Raw genomic sequence first — 20,555 nt, 5'->3', positions numbered from 1 at the left:
TTCTGCCCGCTTTTTGCAGAGCTAAACCGGGGGAATTTCATCCGGGTTTCAACCCTGTGACACACTCCACACCACAGGGTCATTTGCCCGCTTTTTGGCGGGCCATATCGGCACATACAGGCACGTCAGGTCGGACCATCGGTTCCACCTGCCGTGCATTTTTGCATTTGCCTCGCTAAATTCAATTCACATGACTGCCCCACAAGCAGACCTGATCGTCGACCGTCCGCTGGTGACCGACGGTGCCGCTCTCTGGCATATCGCCAAGGATTCCGGAAGCCTCGATCTGAACTCCTCGTACAGCTATCTGCTGTGGTGCCGGGATTTCGCCGGCACCTCGGCGGTGGCACGTGGCGCGGACGGCGAGCCCGTCGGGTTCGTGACCGGGTACACCCGGCCGGACCGGCCGGACACGCTGCTCGTCTGGCAGGTGGCCGTGGACGCCGCGCAGCGCGGGCGCGGCATCGCGGCGCGACTGCTGGACGGGCTCACGGCACGGGTGGCCGCCGACCGGCCGCTCACCGCCGTCGAGACCACCATCACGCCCGGCAACACCGCCTCCGAGCGCCTGTTCACCTCGTACGCCGCCCGGCACGGCGCCGCCGTCGAGCGCACGGTGCTGTTCGAGGCCGGCGAGTTCCCCGACGGTCCGCACGACCCCGAAGTCCTGTACCGCATCGGCCCCTTGACCCCCACATCGCACTGAGGAGCCCCGCCGTGACCATCACCCAGCCCGATCTCAGCGTCTTCGAGACCCTGGAGTCCGAGGTCCGCAGCTACTGCCGCGGCTGGCCGACCGTGTTCGACCGGGCCCGGGGCAGCCGCATGTTCGACGAGGACGGACACGAGTACCTCGACTTCTTCGCCGGCGCCGGATCACTCAACTACGGCCACAACAACCCCGTACTGAAACGGGCGTTGCTCGACTACCTGGAACGCGACGGGGTCACCCACGGCCTCGACATGTCGACCACGGCCAAGCGGTCGTTCCTGCAGACGTTCCAGGACCTGGTGCTGCGGCCGCGCGAGCTGCCGTACAAGGTCATGTTCCCGGGGCCGACGGGGACGAACGCCGTCGAGTCGGCCCTGAAACTCGCCCGGAAGGTGAAGGGGCGCGAGGCGATCGTGTCGTTCACCAACGCCTTCCACGGGATGTCCCTCGGCTCGCTCGCCGTCACCGGCAACGCCTTCAAGCGGGCCGGGGCCGGGATCCCGCTGGTACACGGGACGCCGATGCCGTTCGACAACTACTTCGACGGGACCGTCCCGGACTTTCTCTGGTTCGAGCGACTCCTTGAGGACCAGGGGTCCGGGCTCAACAAGCCGGCCGCGGTGATCGTGGAGACCGTGCAGGGCGAGGGCGGCATCAACGTCGCCCGGCCCGAGTGGCTGCGCGCCCTCAGGGCGCTCTGCGAGCGGCAGGACATGCTGCTGATCGTGGACGACATCCAGATGGGCTGCGGACGCACCGGTGCCTTCTTCTCCTTCGAGGAGGCGGGCATCGTCCCCGACATCGTCACGGTGTCGAAGTCCATCAGCGGGTACGGGCTGCCCATGTCCCTGTGCCTGTTCCGGCCCGAGCTGGACGTGTGGGAGCCGGGCGAGCACAACGGCACCTTCCGCGGCAACAACCCCGCCTTCGTCACCGCGACCGCCGCCCTGGAGACCTACTGGGCCGACGGCCCGGCGATGGAGAAGCAGACCCGGGCCAAGGGCGAGCAGATCGAGCAGGGGCTCATCGCGATCGTCGAGGAGAACCTCGCCGACGTGCGGGAGTACCGGGGGCGGGGCCTGGTGTGGGGCCTGGAGTTCCACGACAAGGAGCGGGCCGGGCGGATCGCCGGGCGGGCTTTCGAACTCGGGCTGCTCATCGAGACGTCGGGGCCGGAGAGCGAGGTCGTCAAGCTGCTGCCCGCCCTGACCGTCACCCCGGACGAACTGGACGAGGGGCTGAGCGTCCTCGCCCGGGCCGTCCGCGAGACCGTCTGACCGGATCAGAACAAGGAGGCTGTACACCACCGTGATCGTCCGTTCGTTCAAGGAGATCGAAGGCACCGACCGGCACGTGAAGTCCGCGTCCGGGACCTGGGAGAGCAAACGCATCGTCCTCGCCAAGGAGCGGGTCGGCTTCTCGCTGCACGAGACGATCCTCTACGCGGGCACGGAGACGTCGATGTGGTACGCCAACCACATCGAGGCCGTCGTCTGCGTCGAGGGCGAGGCCGAGCTGACCGACCACGAGACCGGGACGTCGTACACGATCACTCCCGGGACCATGTACCTCCTCGACGGGCACGAGCGGCACTCGCTGCGCGTCAAGGAGGACTTCCGCTGCGTCTGCGTGTTCAACCCGCCGGTCACCGGCCGGGAGGACCACGACGAGAACGGCGTCTATCCCCTGCTGACGGAGGAGGGCTGACCATGACCACCATCACCGACCTCTACCCGAGCCGCGGCCCCGTCGAGGTCGCCGTCCCCCGCAAGGACCCGGTCGTCTGGTCGGCGCCCGGCGCGCCCGGGCCGATCGCCGCCGACCGGCTGGAGGCGTTCGAGCGCGACGGCTTCCTCACCGTCGACCAGCTCATCGGGGACGACGAGGTCGCCGTGTACCGGCGGGAGCTGGAGCGGCTGGTCACCGACCCGGCGGTCCGGGCCGACGAACGCTCCGTCGTGGAGCCGAAGTCCAAGGAGATCCGGTCCGTCTTCGAGGTGCACCGGATCAGCGAGGTGTTCGCGAGGCTGGTGCACGACGAGCGGGTGGTCGGCCGGGCCCGGCAGATCCTCGGCTCGGACGTGTACGTCCACCAGTCCCGGATCAACGTCAAGCCCGGGTTCGGCGCCAGCGGCTTCTACTGGCACTCGGACTTCGAGACCTGGCACGCCGAGGACGGCCTGCCGAACATGCGCACGGTGTCCGTCTCGATCGCCCTGACCGAGAACCACGACACCAACGGCGGCCTGATGATCATGCCGGGCTCGCACCGGACGTTCCTGGGCTGCGCCGGCGCCACGCCCGAGGACAACTACAAGAAGTCGCTGCAGATGCAGGACGCGGGCACCCCCACCGACGAGGCGCTGACGGAGCTGGCCTCGCGGCACGGCATCAGGCTGTTCACCGGCAAGGCCGGCTCGGCGACCTGGTTCGACTGCAACTGCATGCACGGCAGCGGGGACAACATCACGCCGTTCCCGCGCAGCAACGTCTTCATCGTGTTCAACAGCGTGGAGAACGCGGCGGTGGAGCCGTTCGCGGCGCCGGTGCGCAGGCCGGAGTTCATCGGGGCGCGGGACTTCACGCCGATCCGCTGAGCGCCTCGCCTTCCGTTCAGGGGCCGTCACGTCCGTCGTGGCGGCCCCTGAGCCGGGTCACAGCGCCGGGTAGTCCGTGTATCCCTCGGCCCCGCCACCGTAGAACGTCGCCGGGTTCGCGGGGTTGAACGGGCCGCCGGCCCGGAGCCGGGCCGGGAGGTCGGGGTTGGCGAGGAAGAGCTGCCCGTAGGAGACGACGTCGGCCGTGCCGTCCTCGACGAGGGCGAGGGCCTCCGGTCCTGTGGGCCCCTCGGTCGCCGGGTTGAGCACGAACGCCCCGCTGAACCGCTTGCGCAGCGCGTTGGTCAGCTCGCGGGTGCCCGGTACCTCCATCACGTGCAGGTACGCCAGGCCCAGCGGCTCCACCGCGTCGACCAGCGCCGTGTACGCCGGCTCCGGCTCGGGTTCGTCGATGTCGTTGAACGGGTTGCCCGGGGACAGCCGCAGTGCGGTGCGCTCGGCGCCGACGGCCTCGACCACCGCCTTGACGGCCGCCACCGCGAACCGGATGCGGGCGGCCGGGGAGCCGCCCCACTCGTCGGTGCGCCGGTTGCTGCCGGGGGCCAGGAACTGGTGGATCAGGTAGCCGTTGGCGCCGTGCAGTTCCACGCCGTCGAAGCCGGCCTCGACGGCGGCGCGGGCGGCGGCCGCGTACGCGGCGACGGTGGCGTGGACCTCGCCGTCGGTCAGCGCGCGCGGCTCGACGAAGTCCTTCGGGCCCTCGTGGGTGTACACCTGGCCGCGGGCGGTGACCGCGGAGGGCGCGACGTTGACGAGCCCGTCCGGCAGCAGGTCGGGGTGGCCGATCCGGCCGGTGTGCATGAGCTGGGCGAAGATCACGCCGTCGGCGGCGTGCACGGCGTCGGTGACCGCGCGCCAGGCGGCGGTCTGCTCGGCGGTGTGCAGGCCGGGGGTGTCGGGGTAGCCCTGACCGACCGCCGAGGGCTGGATGCCCTCGGTCACCACAAGGCCGGCGGAGGCGCGCTGGCTGTAGTACTCCGCCATGAGGGCGGTGGGCAGACCGCCCTGCGCGGCGCGGCTGCGGGTCATCGGGGCCATGGCGATGCGGTTGGCCAGGCGGTGGCCGGGGAGGTCGATCGGGTCGAAGGCAGTGGTCACGGGGGCTCCAGAGATGCTTTCATTGGTCGGCCAAGTAAAGCGCGGCGCCCACTCTACCCGAATGATTGGCCGACCAATCAAATCCCCCGGGCCAGGTCTGAGTAGGCTTCGAGGACGGTTACCCGGAAGTCGGAGAGGTGCGGGAGCGACGATGGACGCCACCAGGGAACCGGCGGCGCACGCGGCCGGATGCGGCTGTGCCCTGCCCGCGGCCGCCCAGGGCGGTCCGGTCAGCCACGCGCTGAGCCGTGTGGCGCGGCTGCACCGCACCGCCGCCGCCGGGCTGCTGCGCGGGCTCGGCCTCTATCCGGGCCAGGAGCTGGTGATGATGCACCTGTGGGAGAACGGCCCGGCCCGGCAGGCCGACCTGATAAAGATGCTCGGCCTGGACCCCTCCACGGTGACCAAGATGCTCCAGCGGCTGGAGCAGGCCGGCCAGGTGCGGCGGCTGCCGGACCCGGCGGACCGGCGCGCGGTGCTGGTGGAGGCGACCGAGTCGGGCGCCCGGCTGCTGACCGAGGTGGAGCGGGTGTGGACCGCGCTGGAGGAGGAGAGCCTCGCCGGTCTGGACCCGGCCGAGCGCGAGCAGTTGCTCACCCTGCTCGGCCGGGTCGAGGCCAACCTGTGGTCCCGCAACGCGGCACGGAACTGACCCGGCAGGACCGGGCCGGACCGGTCAGCCCGCGAGGGCGTCGAGCAGACGGTCCACGTCGGCGGGCGTGTTGAAGAGGTGGAAGGCCGCGCGCAGGTTGCCCGCGCGGTTGGAGACCTCGATGCCTGCCCGGCTCAGTCCGGGCTGGCGGCCACCGAGCCCGGGGACCGAGACGATCGCCGAGCCGGGGGCGGGCACCGGCTCGTGCCCGAGGGCCGCGAGCCCGGTGCGGAACCGGTCGGCGAGGCCCACGTCGTGGGCGTGTACGGCGGTCACGCCCAGTTCCTCGATCAGATCGAGCGAGCGGCGCAGGCCGGCGAACGTGAACAGGGCGTGGGTGAGGTCGAACCGCCGGGCGGAGTGGGCGAGTTCGGCCACCGGGCCGTAGCAGCTGTCCCACGGCTCCTCGCCCGCGACCCAGCCGGCGAGCAGTGGGGTCAGCCCGCCGAAGTCCTCGGGGAGCACGAGGAAGGCCACGCCGTGCGGGCCGAGCAGCCACTTGAAGGAGACGGACGCGGTGAAGTCGTACGCGTCGGCGTCCATCGGCAGCCAGCCGGCGGCCTGGGAGAAGTCGACGTAGGTGCGGGCCCCGTGCGCGCGAGCGGCCTCGCGCAGCGCGGGCAGGTCGGCGAGCCGGCCGTCCGCCGACTGGACCGCGCTGACCGCGACGAGGGCGGTGTCCGGGCGGACGGACTCGGCGATGCGCTCCAGCGGCACCGCGCGGACCTTGAGGTCGCCGCGGACGTGGAAGGGGTTCAGTACGGAGGTGAAGTCGTCCTCCGCGGAGAGGACTTCGGCGCCGGCCGGCAGCGAGGCGGCGATCACGCCGGAGTGCGCGGCGACCGAGGCACCCGCCGCGACCCGGGTCGCCGGGACGCCGGCGAGCCGGGCGTAGGCGGCCCGGCACGCCTCCACGTCCTCGTACAGCGAGGTCAGGGGCCGCCCCTCGGCCCGCAGCAGCGCCGCCTGGTGCAGGGCGGCCACGGTACGGGCGGGCAGCAGGCTGTTGCTGGCGGTGTTGAGGTAGGTGGTCTTCGGGGCGAACTCGGCGCGGACGAGGCTCTCGAACGTCTCCGTGGTCTCCATGCGTCCACTCTGCGGCCCGCGGAACTCCCCGTCCATTGCGGATTTTTACGTGGATCCGCTAAGCGGCGCTTATACGACGCCCCTGACCTGCACCTTCTCAGTGCCTTCCGCGGCGCCTTCCTCAGTGCTGCGGCACCGCGCACCCGTCCGGCCCACAGGCCTCCGCGCCGCCCTCGTCGATCAGCCTGAGCGGGGAACGCGCACCCCAGGCCTGGCTGAGCGCCTGCGTGAACACCTCGGCGGGCTGGGCCCCCGAGACCCCGTACTTCCGGTCGAGGACGAAGAACGGCACCCCGTTCGCACCGAGCTCGGCGGCCTCGCGCTCGTCGGCGCGGACCTCGTCGGCGTAGCGGGACGGGTCGGCGAGCACCGCGCGCACGGCCGCCGTGTCCAGCCCGGCCTCCGCGGCCAGCTCCACGAGCCGGTCCTCGCCCTCGCTGAAGACGGACCGCTCCTCGGCGAAGTTCGCCCGGTACAGGATCTGGATCAGCTGGTCCTGGCGCCCCTGCTCCTTGGCGAAGTGCAGCAGCCGGTGCATGTCGAAAGTGTTGCCGTGGTCGCGGCCCCGGGTCTGGTACTCAAGACCTTCGGCGGCGGCCTGCGCGCCCAGGTTCTCCTCGCCCGCCTGGGCCTGGGCCTCGCTCATGCCGTACTTCTTGCTGAGCATGGCGAGCACCGGCTGGACGTCGTCCTTGGCGCGGCCGGGGTCGAGCTCGAAGGAGCGGTGCACGACCTCAACGTCGTCGCGGTGCGGGAAGGCGGCGAGCGCCTTCTCGAAGCGCGCTTTTCCGACATAGCACCAGGGACAAGCGATATCGGACCAGATCTCGACGCGCATGTTGTCGGCTCTCCAGGTAGCGATAAGGAATCTCTCAACTACCTGAACCTTCAAACAGCCCGCTTCATTCCCCGCCCACCGCGTACCGCAGGTACAGGTGGTGGTCCCCCTCGGCCGGCGGGTTCTCCGGGTCCGGCACCCAGCCCTGGCGGGCGTAGAAGGCCTGGGCCCGCCGGTTGTCGACGTGCACGTCCAGCACGGCGGTCCGCCTGCCGTCGGCCCGCCACTGCTCCAGACAGGCGGTGTGCAGGGCGGTGCCGACACCGGCCCGCCAGCGGTCGGGGTCGACGTGGAACTGGAACAGCTTGACCGTTTCGGCGGTGGCGCCCTCCGGGGTGCGGAAGGAGGCGACCCCGATGATCGCCCCCGCTTCCACCACGCACAAAACCTGCCCGTCGGGCCGTTCGACGGCGCCGCGCCAGGCCGCCGTCCAGTCGACGCCGTCGTCCGGGAGGCCGTCCGGGTAGTACGTCGCCCGGGCCCGGTGGTGCAGCGCAGCGATGGTCTCCGCCTCGGCGGACAGGGCCGTACGGATCACCCGGATCCCTTTCGCATGGTCACTGATCATGCAACGGAGGACGAGACCTCGTCCGCGCCGGTTCCGAGCCGGCTGAACTGGGCGCGGTAGGCGCTCGGGGTCAGCCCGGTGCGGCGCACCAGGTGGGCGCGGAGGGAGTCGGCGGTGCCGAGGCCGCAGGCGGCGGCCACCTGGTCCATGGGCAGAGTGGTGGTCTCCAGCAGTTCCCTGGCCCGTTCGACGCGCTGGTGCAGCAGCCACTGCAGCGGGCTGACCCCGCTCTCCGCGTGGAAACGGCGGGTGAGGGTGCGCACCGAGACCCCGGCGTGCCGGGCCAGGTCGGTGAGGGTGAGCGGCTTGTCGAGGTTGCGCATGGCCCAGCCGCGGGTGTCGGCGCAGGCGGTGCCGCGCTCGGGCGGCAGCGGGGTGTGGGTGAACTGGGTCTGCCCGCCCGGCCGTACCGGCGCGACCAGGGCGAGGCGGGCGACCTCGTTGGCGACGGCGGCGCCGTAGTCGGTGCGGATGAGGTGCAGGCACAGGTCGATGCCGGCGGCGTAGCCGGAGGAGGTGAGGAACGGGCCGTCCTGGGCGTAGAGGACGTCGCCCTGGACCTCGACGTCGGGGTGCCGGCGGCGCAGTTCGTCGGCGTGCGTCCAGTAGGTGGTCGCCCTGCGGCCCTTGAGCAGTCCGGCCTCGGCGAGCGAGAAGGCGCCGGTGCAGATGGAGGCGATCCGCACGCCGGCGTCGGCGGTGTCACGCAGCGCCGCCAGCACCCGGGGATCCGGCGAGTAGAGCTTGCCGGTACCGGCCACGATCACGGTGTCCGCCTCCCGCAGCGCCTCGAGCCCGTGCGGGACGTGCAGGTCCAGGCCACCCGTCGTGGGCACCGGGCCGGGGTCGGGCGCGCAGATCACCACCTCGTACCCCGGTCGCCCGTCGACCTCCGCCTTGTCGAAGAGCATCTCCGGAATGGCGAGGTTGAACATCGACACGGGCGGGGACGCGACCACCGCGACTCGCAGCATGGCCAGAACCTCCGGATACCTGGCGTTCGGGCCACTACTGTACGCCGCGACCGATCAGCAGCATGGAGCCATGCCAACCGACCAGCCCCGAGGGGCCGTCCGGATCGACGCCGAAAAGAGCGAGTTGAGGAAGGAACAGGACAAGGAACAGGACAAGGGGCACGACAAGGGGCACGACAAGGGGCGGAAGAGTGGGCAGAGCCGCACCCCCGCCCTCACCCTGACCGCCGCCCTGCTGGGCTTCGCACTGATCACCCTCGACGCGTCCGTGGTGAACGTGGCCCTGCCCGCGATCGGCTCGGCGCTCGGCGGCGGGCTGTCCGGACTCCAGTGGACGGTGGACGCCTACACGCTGGCCTTCGCCGCCCTGATGCTCTCCACCGGCGCCTTCGCGGACCGGGCCGGGGCGAGCCGGGCGTACGGGCTCGGCATCGCCGTCTTCACCCTCGCCTCGGCGGCCTGCGGCCTGGCGCCGACCCTCCCGGCGCTGGTCGGCGCGCGCGTGGTGCAGGGCGCCGCGGCGGCCGTCGTCCTGCCCGCCTCCCTCTCCCTGGTGCGGCAGGCGTACGCGGATCCGGCCCAGCGCACGAGGGCGGTGGCGCTGTGGGGGGCCGGCGGCTCGGTCGCGCTGGCGCTGGGCCCGGTGGCGGGCGGCGCGCTGACCGCGGCCTGGGACTGGCGCGGGATCTTCTTCATCAACCTGCCGCTCGGGGCGGCCGCGCTGCTCCTGCTGGTGCGCGCCCCGCGTTCGGAGCGCCGCCCGGCCCCGCTGGACCTGCCGGGCCAGCTCACCGCCGTCGTCACCCTGACCGCCCTCACCTTCGCGGTCATCGAGGGCGGTACGACGGGACTCGTGGCCTTCGCCGTGGCACTGGCCGGCGCCGTCCTGTTCGTCCGCGTCGAGCGACGGCAGGCGCATCCGGTCGTCCCGCCGGAACTGTTCCGGGACCGGGCGGTACGGGTGTCCGTGGCGACCGGGGTGGCGTGCAGCGTGGCCTTCTACGGCGTGGTGTTCCTGTTCTCGCTCTTCCTCCAGCAGGTGCAGGGCCGTTCGGCGCTGTACACCGGGCTGCTGTTCCTGCCGATGTCCGGGCTGATCGGCCTGACCAACGTGCTGTCCGGGAAACTGGCCGCCCGCCACGGGCCACGGCTGCCGATGCTGATCGGCCAGGCGCTGGCCGCGGCCGGTCTGCTGGGCCTGCTCGCGGTCGGTTCCGGCACGCCGGCCGCCGTGGTGGCCGTCCTGCTCGTCCCGATGGCGGTCGGCTGCGCGCTGACCGTGCCGCCGCTGACCGTCGTGATGATGGATGCCGTACCGGCCGAGCGTGCGGGCCTGGCGGCCGGGGTGCTCAACGCGGCGCGGCAGGTGGCCGGCGGACTCGGGATCGCGGTGTTCGGCGCCCTGGTCGACGGCGGGTTCGCGGCCGGGATGCGGGCGAGCCTGGCACTGGCCGCGGCCCTGTTCGCCGCGACCTTCGTCCTCAGCTTCCGTCGCGCAGGTCGGCCGGCCAGTCGGGCCTGAACTCGATGTGGTCGTACGTCACCACACACCCCTCCCCCATCGGCGACTGGGTCATGAAGCCGACCAGCGCGCCCTCCGTCTCCTTCTCGCCGCCCAGGGTGAACAGCCGGACGAAGACCCACTTCTTGCCGTCCCGGGAGGCGTGGAAGGCGAACGCCCGGCCGGTCCGGCTGATCCGCAGCCAGACCGAACTCCCCTCCACCGTGAAGGCGTTGGCGTCGTCCGAGTGCCCCCGGGTGACCACCGTGCAGACGGTGGGCACGTCCGGGGAGTTCTCCAGACAGAGCTTGGCCCAGGCCCGGTCGCCGACGTGGACGTACAGCACACCGGCGTCGAAGGCGGCACCGAACCCGACGGTGACCCGGGCGATCAGCTGGAAGTCCCCTTCGGGCGCCCCCAGCAGCCGGGGCGCGTCCGAGGCGGGATCCAATGCCTCCCCGGTGGGCGACACAAACCGATCCTGCCGGGCCCCGGCCCACCCGGTGAGCACCCCGTCCTCATGGAACCAGTGCCCGTCGGGCCCGTAGGTACGGAGCGGGAAAGGAAGTTCGGGAAGTTCGACGTCCATGGTCGGATTGTGTCAGCAGAACCATTCGACATGCGCACGGCCGGCCGACCCAATGCTGCGCGGGGCCGAGCGCGAAAGCCAGGGCAAGCCCAGCCGACCTGAAGGGGCGCTGGGGGTACCCCCGGCCGAAGGCCGGGGGAGGAACCGCGCGACCAGCCACGGACAACCCGCAGCCGCCGAAGCACCCCACGCCCCGACGGCGCTACCGCTCCAGAACCCCGTTGAACCGCCGAGGAAGCCCCAGCGGATTCTCGTCCTTCAACTCCGCCGGCAGCAACGCGGCAGGCGCCCCCTGATAAGCCACCGGCCGCAGCCACCGCTCAATGGCCGTACCGCCCACGGAAGTAGACGTAGAGGTGGTGGCCGGGTAGGGCCCGCCATGATGCTGGGCCGGGGCCACAGCGACCCCCGTCGGCCAGCCGTTCACCAGCACACGGCCCGCCAGCGGCGTCAGCTCCGCCAGGATCTCCGCCCCCAGCCCCTCCCCCGCGGCCTCCTCGGCAGAGACGTGCACCGTCGCCGTGAGGTTCCCCGGCAGCCGCGACAGCACCGCCGTCGCCTCACCCCGGTCCTCGTAGCGGACCACCACGGTCACCGGCCCGAAGCACTCCTCCAGGAGCAGGTCGTACGCCCCGGCCTCGGCGAGCCTGTCCGCCGGCACCGTCAGGAACCCGGCGCTCACGGTGTGCTCGCCGCCCGCCCCCGGCGTCACCGGGCTCTCCACGTCGGGGAGTTCGGCGCGCTCGGCGACCCCGGCGACGAAGTTGTCCCGCATCCGGTGGTCGAGCAGCACGCCCGCGTCGGTGTTGCTGACCGCGTCCGTGAGGGACTTGACCAGGCCGTCACCGGCGGCGCCGGCCGGCACCAGCACCAGGCCCGGCTTCACGCAGAACTGCCCGACGCCCAGCGTCATCGACCCGGCGAGTCCGGTGCCGATCTCCTCGGCCCGCTCGGTGGCCGCGGCCTCCGTCACGAGGACCGGGTTCAGGGAGCCCAGCTCGCCGTGGAAGGGGATCGGCACCGGACGCGCGGCGGCCGCGTCGAAGAGCGCCCGCCCGCCCCGGACGGACCCGGTGAAGCCCGCGGCGGCGACCAGCGGGTGCCTGATCAGCTCGATGCCGGCCTCGAAGCCGTGCACGAGACCGACCACGGCCTCGGGGATGCCGTGCCCGGCCGCGGCCAGGCGCAGCACCTTGGCGACCAGCTCGGACAGGGCCGGGTGGTCGGGGTGGGCCTTGACGACGACCGGGTTGCCGGCAGCCAGCGCGCTCGCGGTGTCGCCGCCGGCGACGGAGAAGGCGAAGGGGAAGTTGGAGGCCGAGTAGACGGCGACGACGCCCAGCGGGACCTTGTAGCGGCGCAGGTCCGGGATGGGCGGGGTGGCGGTGGCGTCGGGGTGGTTGATGATGACGTCGAGGAAGGCGCCCTCGTCGACGATGTCCGCGAAGGCCCGCAGCTGGTAGACGGTGCGGGCGAGTTCCCCGGTCAGCCGGACGGGGCCGAGCGCGGTCTCCGCGTCGGCGGCCTCGACCAGCCGGTCCTTGGCCGCGTCGAGTCCGGCGGCGGCCGAGCGCAGGAAGGCCGCGCGGACCGTGCGGTCGGCGAGAGAGCCGCGGGCGGCGTGCGCGGCCGTGACGACGGCGTCGACCTCCTCGGCTGTGGCCTCCACCGCAACCTGCTCACGCTGCTTCCCGGTGCGCGGGTCGACGCTCCAGACTGGTGCTGCTGCCACCGCGGGTCCCTCCATGAGTTGCGTTCTGCCGCAGTATCCGGGTCATATCCGGGTCATTCACCAGGAGTGTTCGATATACTGAACGCTGTCTCTGATGATGAATATGCTGTTGGAGACTATAACCTCGGTTTCTCGTCCAACGAAGGGGTCAAGGGCGATGTCGGCAGGCGAGACAGGCGGCGGGGCACAGGTCAAATCCGCGGTACGGACCGTGGAGTTGCTGGAGTACTTCGCGGGCCGGCCCGGTATGCACTCCCTCGCGGCCGTCCAGGAGGCCGTCGGGTATCCCAAGTCGAGCCTCTACATGCTGCTGCGCACCCTGGTGGAGCTGGGCTGGGTGGAGACGGACGCGACCGGCACCCGGTACGGCATCGGCGTGCGGGCGCTGCTGGTCGGCACCTCGTACATCGACGGCGACGAGGTGGTCGCGGCGGCCCGCCCGACCCTGGACCGGCTCTCCGACGACACCACGGAGACCATCCACCTCGCCCGCCTCGACGGCACGAACGTGGTCTACCTGGCCACCCGCCAGTCGCAGCACTACCTGCGCCCCTTCACCCGGGTCGGCCGCCGGCTGCCCGCGCACTCCACCTCGCTCGGCAAGGCGCTGCTCGCCACCCACACCGACGAGCAGGTCCGCAAGCTGCTGCCGGAGACCCTGCCGGCGCTCACCGAGCACACCCTCACGGACCGCGAGAAGCTCATCGAGGAGCTCCACCAGATCCGCGAGCAGGGCTTCGCGATCGACCGCGAGGAGAACACGCTGGGGCTGCGCTGCTTCGGCGTGGCGATCCCGTACCGCACCCCGGCCCGCGACGCGATCAGCTGCTCGGTGCCGGTGGCCCGCCTCACCCCCGCCCACGAACAGATGATCAAGGACGCCCTGTTCGACGCGCGGGACCGCCTGACGCTGGCGACGCGGCGGCTCTGACCCGGACAGGGCCCGTACGACCCGTCGACCCGTCGACCCGTATGAGCGGACGATGAGAAATCCGGCCATACGGGAACGCACACCCCGCCTTCGCTCGTCTGTCTGAGCGGGATGAACAAGACGATCAGGCGGGCGTCCGTCTTCGCGCTGCTGCTCGTGGTGACCCTGCTGGTCAGGGCGACATGGGTGCAGTTCTACGACGGTCAGGCCCTCGCGGACGACACGGACAACCGGCGCAATGCGATCGAGACGTACTCGCAGCCGCTCGGGAACATCATCGTGGCCGGTGAGTCGATCACCGGCTCGGCACAGACCCTGAGCAACAGCGACCTCAAGTACAAGCGCACGTACACGAACGGCAAGCTGTACGCGGCCGTGACGGGCTACGCCTCGCAGAGCTATGCCCCGACCCAGCTGGAGGGCATCTACCAGGACCTGCTCAACGGCACCGACAGCCGGCTGAAGACGGTGATGGACACCGTCACCGGCGAGCGCGCCGAGCCGGGCAACGTGATCACGACGGTCGACCCGGCCGTCCAGAAGGCGGCCTACAACGCGCTCGGCGACAAGAAGGGCGCGGCGGTCGCGATCGACCCGAAGACCGGCAAGATCCTGGCGGTCGTGTCGACCCCCTCGTACGACCCCTCCTCGCTCACCGACGCCAACACCGCCGGTACGGCCTGGAAGAAGCTGAACGCCGACAGCGACAAGCCGCTCACCAACCGGGCGCTGCGCCAGCCGCTGCCACCGGGTTCGACGTTCAAGCTGGTGGTCGCGGCGGCCGCCCTGGAGGACGGCCTCTACGCGAACGTCGACGACAAGACCGACAGCCCCAACCCGTACACCCTGCCCGGCACGACGACCCCCCTGAAGAACGAGAGCGCCTCGGCGCCCTGCGAGAACGCCTCGATCCGCACCGCCCTGCGCTACTCCTGCAACAACGTCTTCGGCAAGATGGCCGTCGACCTCGGCCAGGACAAGGTGCGGGCGATGGCCGAGAAGTTCGGCTTCAACGACGACAAGCAGGACGTGCCGGTGCGCGCCTACGCCAGCGTGTACCCGTCGAACATGGACAAGGCCCAGACCGGTCTCTCCGGCATCGGCCAGTTCGACGTCACCGCGACCCCGCTCCAGATGGCCATGGTGTCGGCCGCCATAGCCAACGGCGGCAAGCTGGTCTCCCCGCATATGGTCTCGCAGATCACCGACAGCGGCGGTGACGTGCTGAAGGACTACGACGACGAGGCGAGCAGCAAGGAGATCGTCAGCTCCTCGACCGCGGAGCAACTGCAGTCCGCGATGGAGACGGTCGTCAAGGAGGGCACGGGCACGAACGCGCTCATCGACGGTGTGACGGTGGGCGGCAAGACGGGCACGGCCCAGCACGGCGAGAACAACAGCAAGACGCCGTACGCCTGGTTCACGTCGTACGGCAAGTCCGACAGCACCGGCAAGGAGGTCGCGGTGGCGGTCCTCGTCGAGCAGTCGGACGCGGCCCGGTCGGAGGTCAGCGGCAACGGGCTGGCGGCGCCGGTGGCGAAGGCGATGATGCAAGCGGCGCTGAAGAACTAGGGGGTTCTCTGCGCGATCGGCCGCGGGTTTCGTCGTGGCTGGTCGCGCCCGCGCGGCGGTAGCCGCATATCGGCTACCGCCCCGCGCCCCTGACGGGGCGCTCCCGTCCCCTGTTACTTCACCCCCAGCACCTGCTCCACCGGATCAATCGCGAAGTACACCAGGAACAGCGCCGACACGGCCCACAACAGCCAGTTGACCTCCTTCGCCTTCCCCAGCACCGCCTTGATCACGACGTACGCCAGGAACCCCGCCCCGATGCCGTCCGTGATGGAGTAGGTGAACGGCATCGCGGCGATCGTCAGGAACGCCGGGATCGCGATCTCGTACCTGTCCCAGTCGATGTGCTTGACGTGGGTCATCATCAGGAAGCCCACGGCGATCAGCGCGGGCGCCGCCGCCTGCAGCGGGACGATGGTCAGCAGCGGCGTGAGGAACAACGCGAGACCGAACAGGCCGCCGGTGATCAGGTTGGCGAAGCCGGTGCGCGCCCCCTCCCCCACCCCCGCCGCCGACTCGATGTACGCCGTGTTGGAGGAGGCGGAGCCGAGGCCGCCGGCCACCGCCGCCGCGCCGTCGATGAACAGCACCCGCCCGATGCCCGGCACCTGCCCCTGCTCGTCGAGCAGCCCGGCCTCCGCGCTGATGCCGACGATCGTGCCCATGGCGTCGAAGAAGTCGGACAGGATCAGGGTGAAGACGAGCAGGACGGCGGTGAGGACACCGGCCTTGCCGAAGCCGCCGAACAGGCTGAAGTGACCGATGAGCCCGAAGTCGGGCGTGCCCACGATCTTGTCGGGGATCTTCGGCGTGGTCAGGCCCCAGCTCTTGATGTCGGCGGCGGAGTTGATGACGATCGCGACCACGGTCATCGTCACGATGCTGATCAGGATCGCGCCCTTCACCTTCCGCGCGACCAGCGCGATGGTCAGGAGCACGCCAACACAGAAGACGAGCACGGGCCAGCCGGTGAGCCGTCCGACCGCACCCAGCTGCACCGGCACGGTGGTGTCCGCCGCGTCCGGGATCCGGCTGACGAAGCCCGCGTCCACGAAGCCGATGAACGCGATGAACAGGCCGATACCGACGCCGATCGCCTGCTTCAGCTGCTGCGGGATGGCGTTCATGATCGCCTCGCGCAGGCCGGTCAGGACGAGCACACAGATCAGCAGGCCTTCGAGGACGACCAGGCCCATCGCGTCGGACCAGCTCATCAGCGGCGCCAGCTGGAAGGCCACGACGGCGTTGAGGCCGAGGCCGGCCGCGATGGCGAGGGGCAGGTTGCCGCCGACGCCCATGATGACCGTCATGACGCAGGCCACCAGCGCGGTGGCGGTGACCAGTTGGCCGGTGTCGAGGGTGTGGCCGAACTTGTCCTTGGCGCTGCCGAGGATGATGGGGTTCAGGACAAGGATGTAGGCCATGGTGAAGAACGTGGCGAAGCCGCCGCGTATCTCCCGGCCGAAGGTGGAGCCCCGTTCGGAGATCCTGAAGAACCGGTCGACGCCGTTCCCGGCAGGTGGCGCGGCCCCCTGCGGCCGGGCCGCCTTCTGCGTCTCGGACATGCTCGTACTCCTCGTCCCCTGGGCGTGCGTGTGCGGATGCTGGCTGGATTGTTCCCGCGTCGAACCTGTTTCAGGTTTTCCCCGTGTTACGGAATCGGGCTCGATGTGGTTCGGTGGACCACACCGTGTCCGGCCCCTCGCACGGAACGCACCGAACCCCCGTACGACAGACACGAAATGATCACTGCTACGCTCCGGATCTCGCCGGAACGTTCCTCCGGACATACGCATGTCATCGCATGTCATCTACATGACACAGAATCCCTGACAGAAGAGGTCACCCGTGGGCACAGTCGTCGACGACGCCGCCTCCGTGGAGTTCCATGCCTTCTTCGAACGCCACTACGCCGAACTCGCGCGTCTCGCCCATCTGCTGACCGGTGAGGCGGACGCCGCCGACGATCTGGCCGCCGACGCCCTGCTGGCGCTGTGGCACCGCTGGGACCGGGTGCGGGCCGCCGACCATCCGGTGGCGTACGCCCGGGGTGTCGTCGCCAACCTGGCCCGCACCCGCATCCGCAGCGCCGTGCGCGAGCGGCGCCGTATCGCCCTGTTCTGGTCGCACCGCGAGGAGACCACCGAGAACCCGGACGTGGCCGGAGTGGTCGACGTCCAGGGGGCGTTGGCCCGCCTGCCGTTCCGCAAGCGGGCGTGTGTGGTGCTCCGGCACGCGTTCGACCTGTCGGAGAAGGACACCGCGCTCGCCCTGGGGATCTCGGTGGGTACGGTTAAGAGCCAGACGTCGAAGGGCATGGCGGAGCTGCAGCGGCTGCTCGGCGAGTCCCAGGGTGTTCCGCAGAGGGTGCACGCGGCGATGGCACCGCGGACCGGCGAGAGCGGAGGAAGGAACCGATGAGGCAGCAGGACGTGCACGACGAGCTGCGCGCCCGGCTGCACGAGGCGGCCGAGGCGCACGAACCCGACCGCGCCCGCATCCTGGCCCGGGTCGAACGGGGCATGGCCGCGCAGGGACGCCCGAACCACCGGGCCACCCTTCCGCCCGTCTTCGGCTGGGTCCGGGTGGTCAGCGCCACGGCCGCGGTCGCCGCGGTCCTCGGCGTCGGCGGCTACGCGGTCGCCTCGGCCGTGAAGGACCCGCCCACCGAGAAGACGGTCGCGGTGTCGCCCACGCCCTCCGCGTCCCCGGACGCGACCAGCCGCCCGCCGTCCCGCACGGCCGCCCCGCCGGCCCCCGGGGTGCCTTCGGCCCACTCGTCCCCCAAGGCGAGTTCGACGCCCTCGGCGACCGCGAAGGCCTCCGCCACCCCCGCGGCACCCGTCGCGAAGGGCGAGCAGGACGGCCCGCTCTGGTCGGACGGCTCGGTGGACCCGCACAGCAACGACTTCTGGGCGCAGTCCAACGTGACCCTGAAGACCTCCGGGCAGCTGACGGCACTCACAGTGCGGTTGAAGGTGGCCCAGACCGGCGGAGTGTCCAACACCGGAGCCTGGCGCTCCCTGCCGGAGACCGACTTCACGCAGTCGGTCACCGAGCAGGACGGCTTCCTCGTCTACACGTGGACGCTCAAGCCGGGCAGCAAGGTCGCGGTCGGCGAGTGGGTGTTCGCGGGCCAGTACAACCACCAGCAGGGCGGCCGCGACGCCAGGAACGACAGCTACACGATCACCGGCAGCGCGGGCGGCAGGCAGTACGCGGTGACGGGCGACTTCGCGACGCACACGACAGCCGACGGCGACTCATAAAGGAACGGCGGCTCTCCGCGCCCCTCAGGGGCGCGGGGCCGTACCGATATGCGGCTCCGCCGCGTGGGCGCGATCAGCCACAGCGAAACCCGCGGCCTCAGTTCATGGTCGCCCCGACGGCGGTGGAGCCCGTAGTCAGGAACGTGGTCGCCGGCAGCGAACCGTCGGAGCCACGCGCCCCGTACGCCGTCGTCGCGTCCGTCGACTTGAACGCCGGCGTACTCACCCCGCCGTCCCAGCTGTTCGCCGCGGACACGGCCCGGGACCCCAGCTTGTCCGCCCCGCCCCCGTTGCCCACCGCCAGGTTCCGCGCCAGCCGGGCCTTGCCGGTCTCGAAGAAGAACCCGGCCTGGGCGTTCGCGTAGGCGGTGTTGCGGTTCAGCACGATCGCACCCGTGTTGGAGTTCTCGGTGAACCCGTTCAGCGTGTTGTCCCAGGCCGCGTCGTCGTTGACGACGTGCGCGACGGCGACGCCCCCGCCGCCCAGCTTGAACCCGTTGCCGTTGCCCTCGAACGCGGAGTCGTTCCACCGGTTCTTGCCGTTGCCGAAGGCCCAGCTGTGCTCGATCCTGACGGGGGACGAGAACTGCCACAGGTCAAGACCGTCGTCCGAGTTGTCGTACAGACGCGCGCCGGTCACCTTGTTGCCGGTGCCCGAGCCGAACTTGATGGCGATGCCGTCGGCGTTCTGCCCGTGCCCGGCCTTGTCGTAGTTCCCGTAACTGTCGAGGTTCTGGACGAGGTTGTTCACGGTGTTGTCGCCGCGCAGCGTGAACCCGGAGTCGCCGTTGTCCGCGGTGACGAGGTTCTTGAAGATCCCGCCCGTGGACGAGGTGACGACGAAGCCCTGGGCCGGGGAGTTCTGGAAGGTGAGGTCCTGGACGGTCCAGTAGCTGCCGTAGATCCCGGTGAGCCACTGGCCGGCGGGCAGCTTCGAACCGTCGATCCTCACCTTCTCACCGCTGTACGCCTTGAGCGTGATGCGGTTCGAAGCGGTGCCGCTCACCGTCGACTTGAGGGTGGCGGTCGGGTAGTACGTACCCGCCCGCACCTGGATGACGGTGCCGGCGGCGGCGCCCGCGACGGCCGACTCCAGCTGGGCGGTGGTGGAGACGGTGACCGTGCTGGTGGCGGCCTGGGCACCGCCGTTCGACAGGCCGAGGTAGACGCCTCCCGCCCCCGCGGCGACGGCCACCGCCGCGGCGATCGAGAGGGTACGCGTCCTGCGGTGGCGTCCGGTGCTGAAGCGCACTGGCCGTTCCTTTCCTTGACGTCCGTGACGTGCTGGACGTGTTCGACGAGGGAGCGAAACGGGCCGGAGGGGCCGCCCCGGCCCGTTTCTGTCTCCCAGTCGCCGCCGTGGCCGGAAAGGGTTGCCGTGCTTCTCGGCTACGACACGAAGTACGTCGGGTTCGGCAGCTTGTAGGTGCGGTTCGCGTAGCCGCCGTCGAGGTCCGAGTACTGGTCGCCGAAGTCGGCGACGATCTCGTACCCGAGGTCCTTCTCGATGTGCTTGCGGGTGCCGGACTTGTACTGCACGGTCGTGCAGGTCCAGCTGCCGGCGGTCGCGCAACCGCTCAGGTACGACGGCGGGTTGGCCGCGTCCTTGAGGAACATGTGCGCGCTGTCGAGGTTGACGTCGGCGCCGATCTTCTTCAGGTTCTCGACCGCCGCGGTGCGCTGCGCCTCGCTGAGCCCGGAGTTGTAGAAGACCTCGACGCCCTCCTTCGCCGCGTACTGGACGAGCTCGGCGCTGCCGAACACGCCCGGACGGTCGGCCTTGTTGACGTAGGCCGCCCAGGTGGCGCTGTTGTACGTGTAGTTGTAGCGCTTCTCGTAGTCCAGGCTGAGCAGCAGCGTGTCGTCGATGTCGAAGACGACCGCGGGCTTCTCGCCCTTGCGGTGCGCCTTGCGCGCGGCCCGGTCGATGTAGCGCTTGGCGTCCGCGTCGATGCGCGCCAGGTCCTTGGCGTAGGGGCTGGTCGGCGAGGCCTGGTAGACGCCGTTGGCGTCGGCGGCGGTGCCGTAGTAGGTGTCGATGTCCTTCACCAGGAGCCCGATGTTGTACGGCTCGTGGGTGGAGTTCGCGGTCGACTGGCCGGCCGTGGCGGCGCCGGCGCCGTAGAGGGCACCGCCGGCGAGCGCACAGGCGGCGGTGACAGCGACTGCTCTGAGTGATTTCCGCATGGAATCTCCGGGTCTGGGTCGGGTGGGTGTTGCACCAGGTCGCGCCATGTCTACGCGCATCACACGGAATTCGGCGAGCCCTTTATCTGATCGATACTCACCACCGGGCCGTCGCGGCTGCCGTACAGCCGGCACACGACTACGACGGGATCGCCGACGGCGACACGCACGGACAGCGGTCAGAGCTGTCCGGCAGGGCCAGGGACGGTCGTGCAGGCGCGGGACGAT

At 70.8% G+C, this 20,555-nt stretch carries 20 protein-coding genes; 10 read left to right on the top strand and 10 right to left on the bottom strand.

The genetic code is table 11. The features are described from left to right. The first annotated feature begins 190 nt into the window (after nt 1–190). From ectA to thpD, 4 genes are read left to right on the top strand one after another with little or no spacing between them, the layout of a single operon-like run. Nucleotides 191–706, top strand: a complete 516-nt coding sequence (gene ectA / locus ABT137_RS10425; protein ID WP_351705538.1) for a diaminobutyrate acetyltransferase — start codon at nt 191–193, stop codon at nt 704–706. Nucleotides 707–717: 11 nt separating this feature from the next. Continuing rightward, a complete protein-coding gene (ectB, locus tag ABT137_RS10420) occupies nt 718–1,989 on the top strand; it encodes a diaminobutyrate--2-oxoglutarate transaminase (protein ID WP_351705535.1) in 1,272 nt (423 codons plus the stop codon). A 31-nt stretch (nt 1,990–2,020) separates the two neighbouring features. After that, a complete protein-coding gene (locus ABT137_RS10415; RefSeq protein ID WP_293997165.1) occupies nt 2,021–2,419 on the top strand; it encodes an ectoine synthase in 399 nt (132 codons plus the stop codon). Nucleotides 2,420–2,421: 2 nt separating this feature from the next. Next, nucleotides 2,422–3,309, top strand: a complete 888-nt coding sequence (gene thpD / locus ABT137_RS10410) for an ectoine hydroxylase (protein WP_351705531.1) — start codon at nt 2,422–2,424, stop codon at nt 3,307–3,309. Nucleotides 3,310–3,366: 57 nt separating this feature from the next. Here the strand turns inward: thpD and ABT137_RS10405 are convergent, their stop codons facing one another. After that, the gene (locus tag ABT137_RS10405) at nt 3,367–4,428 is read right to left on the bottom strand and encodes an alkene reductase (protein ID WP_351705528.1); all 1,062 of its coding nucleotides are present in this window, start codon (nt 4,426–4,428) and stop codon (nt 3,367–3,369) included. A gap of 151 nt (nt 4,429–4,579) precedes the next feature. Between ABT137_RS10405 and ABT137_RS10400 the strand changes: the two genes are divergently transcribed. Further along, nucleotides 4,580–5,080: a MarR family winged helix-turn-helix transcriptional regulator gene (locus ABT137_RS10400; protein ID WP_351705525.1), complete on the top strand. Its 501-nt coding sequence runs from the start codon at nt 4,580–4,582 to the stop codon at nt 5,078–5,080. Nucleotides 5,081–5,104: 24 nt separating this feature from the next. Here ABT137_RS10400 and ABT137_RS10395 read toward each other — a convergent pair whose 3' ends face one another. The 4 genes from ABT137_RS10395 to ABT137_RS10380 all read right to left on the bottom strand — a co-directional run bounded on the left by ABT137_RS10395 (nt 5,105) and on the right by ABT137_RS10380 (nt 8,546). Continuing rightward, nucleotides 5,105–6,166 (bottom strand): aminotransferase class V-fold PLP-dependent enzyme, encoded by a 1,062-nt coding sequence (locus ABT137_RS10395; protein WP_351705522.1) that lies wholly within the window; start codon nt 6,164–6,166, stop codon nt 5,105–5,107. A 121-nt stretch (nt 6,167–6,287) separates the two neighbouring features. After that, nucleotides 6,288–7,004 (bottom strand): DsbA family oxidoreductase, encoded by a 717-nt coding sequence (locus ABT137_RS10390; protein WP_351705519.1) that lies wholly within the window; start codon nt 7,002–7,004, stop codon nt 6,288–6,290. A gap of 64 nt (nt 7,005–7,068) precedes the next feature. After that, a complete protein-coding gene (locus ABT137_RS10385) occupies nt 7,069–7,572 on the bottom strand; it encodes a GNAT family N-acetyltransferase (protein WP_351705516.1) in 504 nt (167 codons plus the stop codon). Then, nucleotides 7,569–8,546: a GlxA family transcriptional regulator gene (locus ABT137_RS10380; protein WP_351705513.1), complete on the bottom strand. Its 978-nt coding sequence runs from the start codon at nt 8,544–8,546 to the stop codon at nt 7,569–7,571. The genes ABT137_RS10385 and ABT137_RS10380 overlap by 4 nt, the downstream gene beginning before the upstream one ends. A gap of 70 nt (nt 8,547–8,616) precedes the next feature. Between ABT137_RS10380 and ABT137_RS10375 the strand changes: the two genes are divergently transcribed. After that, complete coding sequence (locus ABT137_RS10375) at nt 8,617–10,068, top strand: MFS transporter (protein ID WP_351705510.1); 1,452 nt, start codon at nt 8,617–8,619, stop codon at nt 10,066–10,068. Here ABT137_RS10375 and ABT137_RS10370 read toward each other — a convergent pair. Both ABT137_RS10370 and ABT137_RS10365 read right to left on the bottom strand, forming a co-directional pair. Next, complete coding sequence (locus tag ABT137_RS10370) at nt 10,028–10,636, bottom strand: DUF1349 domain-containing protein (protein WP_351705507.1); 609 nt, start codon at nt 10,634–10,636, stop codon at nt 10,028–10,030. The two genes, ABT137_RS10375 and ABT137_RS10370, sit on opposite strands and share 41 nt — an antisense overlap. 202 nt (nt 10,637–10,838) lie before the next feature. Then, a complete protein-coding gene (locus ABT137_RS10365) occupies nt 10,839–12,368 on the bottom strand; it encodes an aldehyde dehydrogenase (NADP(+)) (protein WP_502984497.1) in 1,530 nt (509 codons plus the stop codon). Nucleotides 12,369–12,525: 157 nt separating this feature from the next. Between ABT137_RS10365 and ABT137_RS10360 the strand changes: the two genes are divergently transcribed. Then, nucleotides 12,526–13,299 carry an IclR family transcriptional regulator gene (locus tag ABT137_RS10360; RefSeq protein ID WP_351694752.1) on the top strand — a complete coding sequence of 258 codons (774 nt, stop codon included), beginning with the start codon at nt 12,526–12,528 and terminating at the stop codon, nt 13,297–13,299. Between the two features lie 111 nt (nt 13,300–13,410). After that, complete coding sequence (locus ABT137_RS10355) at nt 13,411–14,871, top strand: peptidoglycan D,D-transpeptidase FtsI family protein (protein WP_351705504.1); 1,461 nt, start codon at nt 13,411–13,413, stop codon at nt 14,869–14,871. Between the two features lie 113 nt (nt 14,872–14,984). On the opposite strand, the gene ABT137_RS10350 is transcribed toward ABT137_RS10355, so the two are convergent. Then, nucleotides 14,985–16,436, bottom strand: a complete 1,452-nt coding sequence (locus ABT137_RS10350) for an NCS2 family permease (protein ID WP_351705501.1) — start codon at nt 16,434–16,436, stop codon at nt 14,985–14,987. A 283-nt stretch (nt 16,437–16,719) separates the two neighbouring features. On the opposite strand from ABT137_RS10350, the gene ABT137_RS10345 reads away from it, so the two are divergent. Both ABT137_RS10345 and ABT137_RS10340 read left to right on the top strand, forming a co-directional pair. Further along, a complete protein-coding gene (locus ABT137_RS10345) occupies nt 16,720–17,292 on the top strand; it encodes a SigE family RNA polymerase sigma factor (protein ID WP_351705498.1) in 573 nt (190 codons plus the stop codon). Further along, nucleotides 17,289–18,140, top strand: a complete 852-nt coding sequence (locus ABT137_RS10340; RefSeq protein WP_351705495.1) for a hypothetical protein — start codon at nt 17,289–17,291, stop codon at nt 18,138–18,140. Before ABT137_RS10345 ends, ABT137_RS10340 begins: the two co-directional genes overlap by 4 nt. A gap of 97 nt (nt 18,141–18,237) precedes the next feature. Here ABT137_RS10340 and ABT137_RS10335 read toward each other — a convergent pair whose 3' ends face one another. Beyond that, on the bottom strand, nt 18,238–19,392 hold the full coding sequence (locus tag ABT137_RS10335; RefSeq protein WP_351705492.1) for a right-handed parallel beta-helix repeat-containing protein: 1,155 nt from the start codon (nt 19,390–19,392) through the stop codon (nt 18,238–18,240). Nucleotides 19,393–19,529: 137 nt separating this feature from the next. Then, nucleotides 19,530–20,327, bottom strand: a complete 798-nt coding sequence (locus ABT137_RS10330) for an HAD family acid phosphatase (protein WP_351705489.1) — start codon at nt 20,325–20,327, stop codon at nt 19,530–19,532. Nucleotides 20,328–20,555 lie beyond the last annotated feature (228 nt).

This window comes from Streptomyces sp. NPDC001980 (assembly GCF_040296885.1).
In the GTDB taxonomy this organism is placed as follows: Bacteria; Actinomycetota; Actinomycetes; order Streptomycetales; family Streptomycetaceae; genus Streptomyces.
The sequence above is the reverse complement of the archived record's forward strand: the minus strand, read 5'-3'. Positions and strand labels throughout refer to the sequence as shown.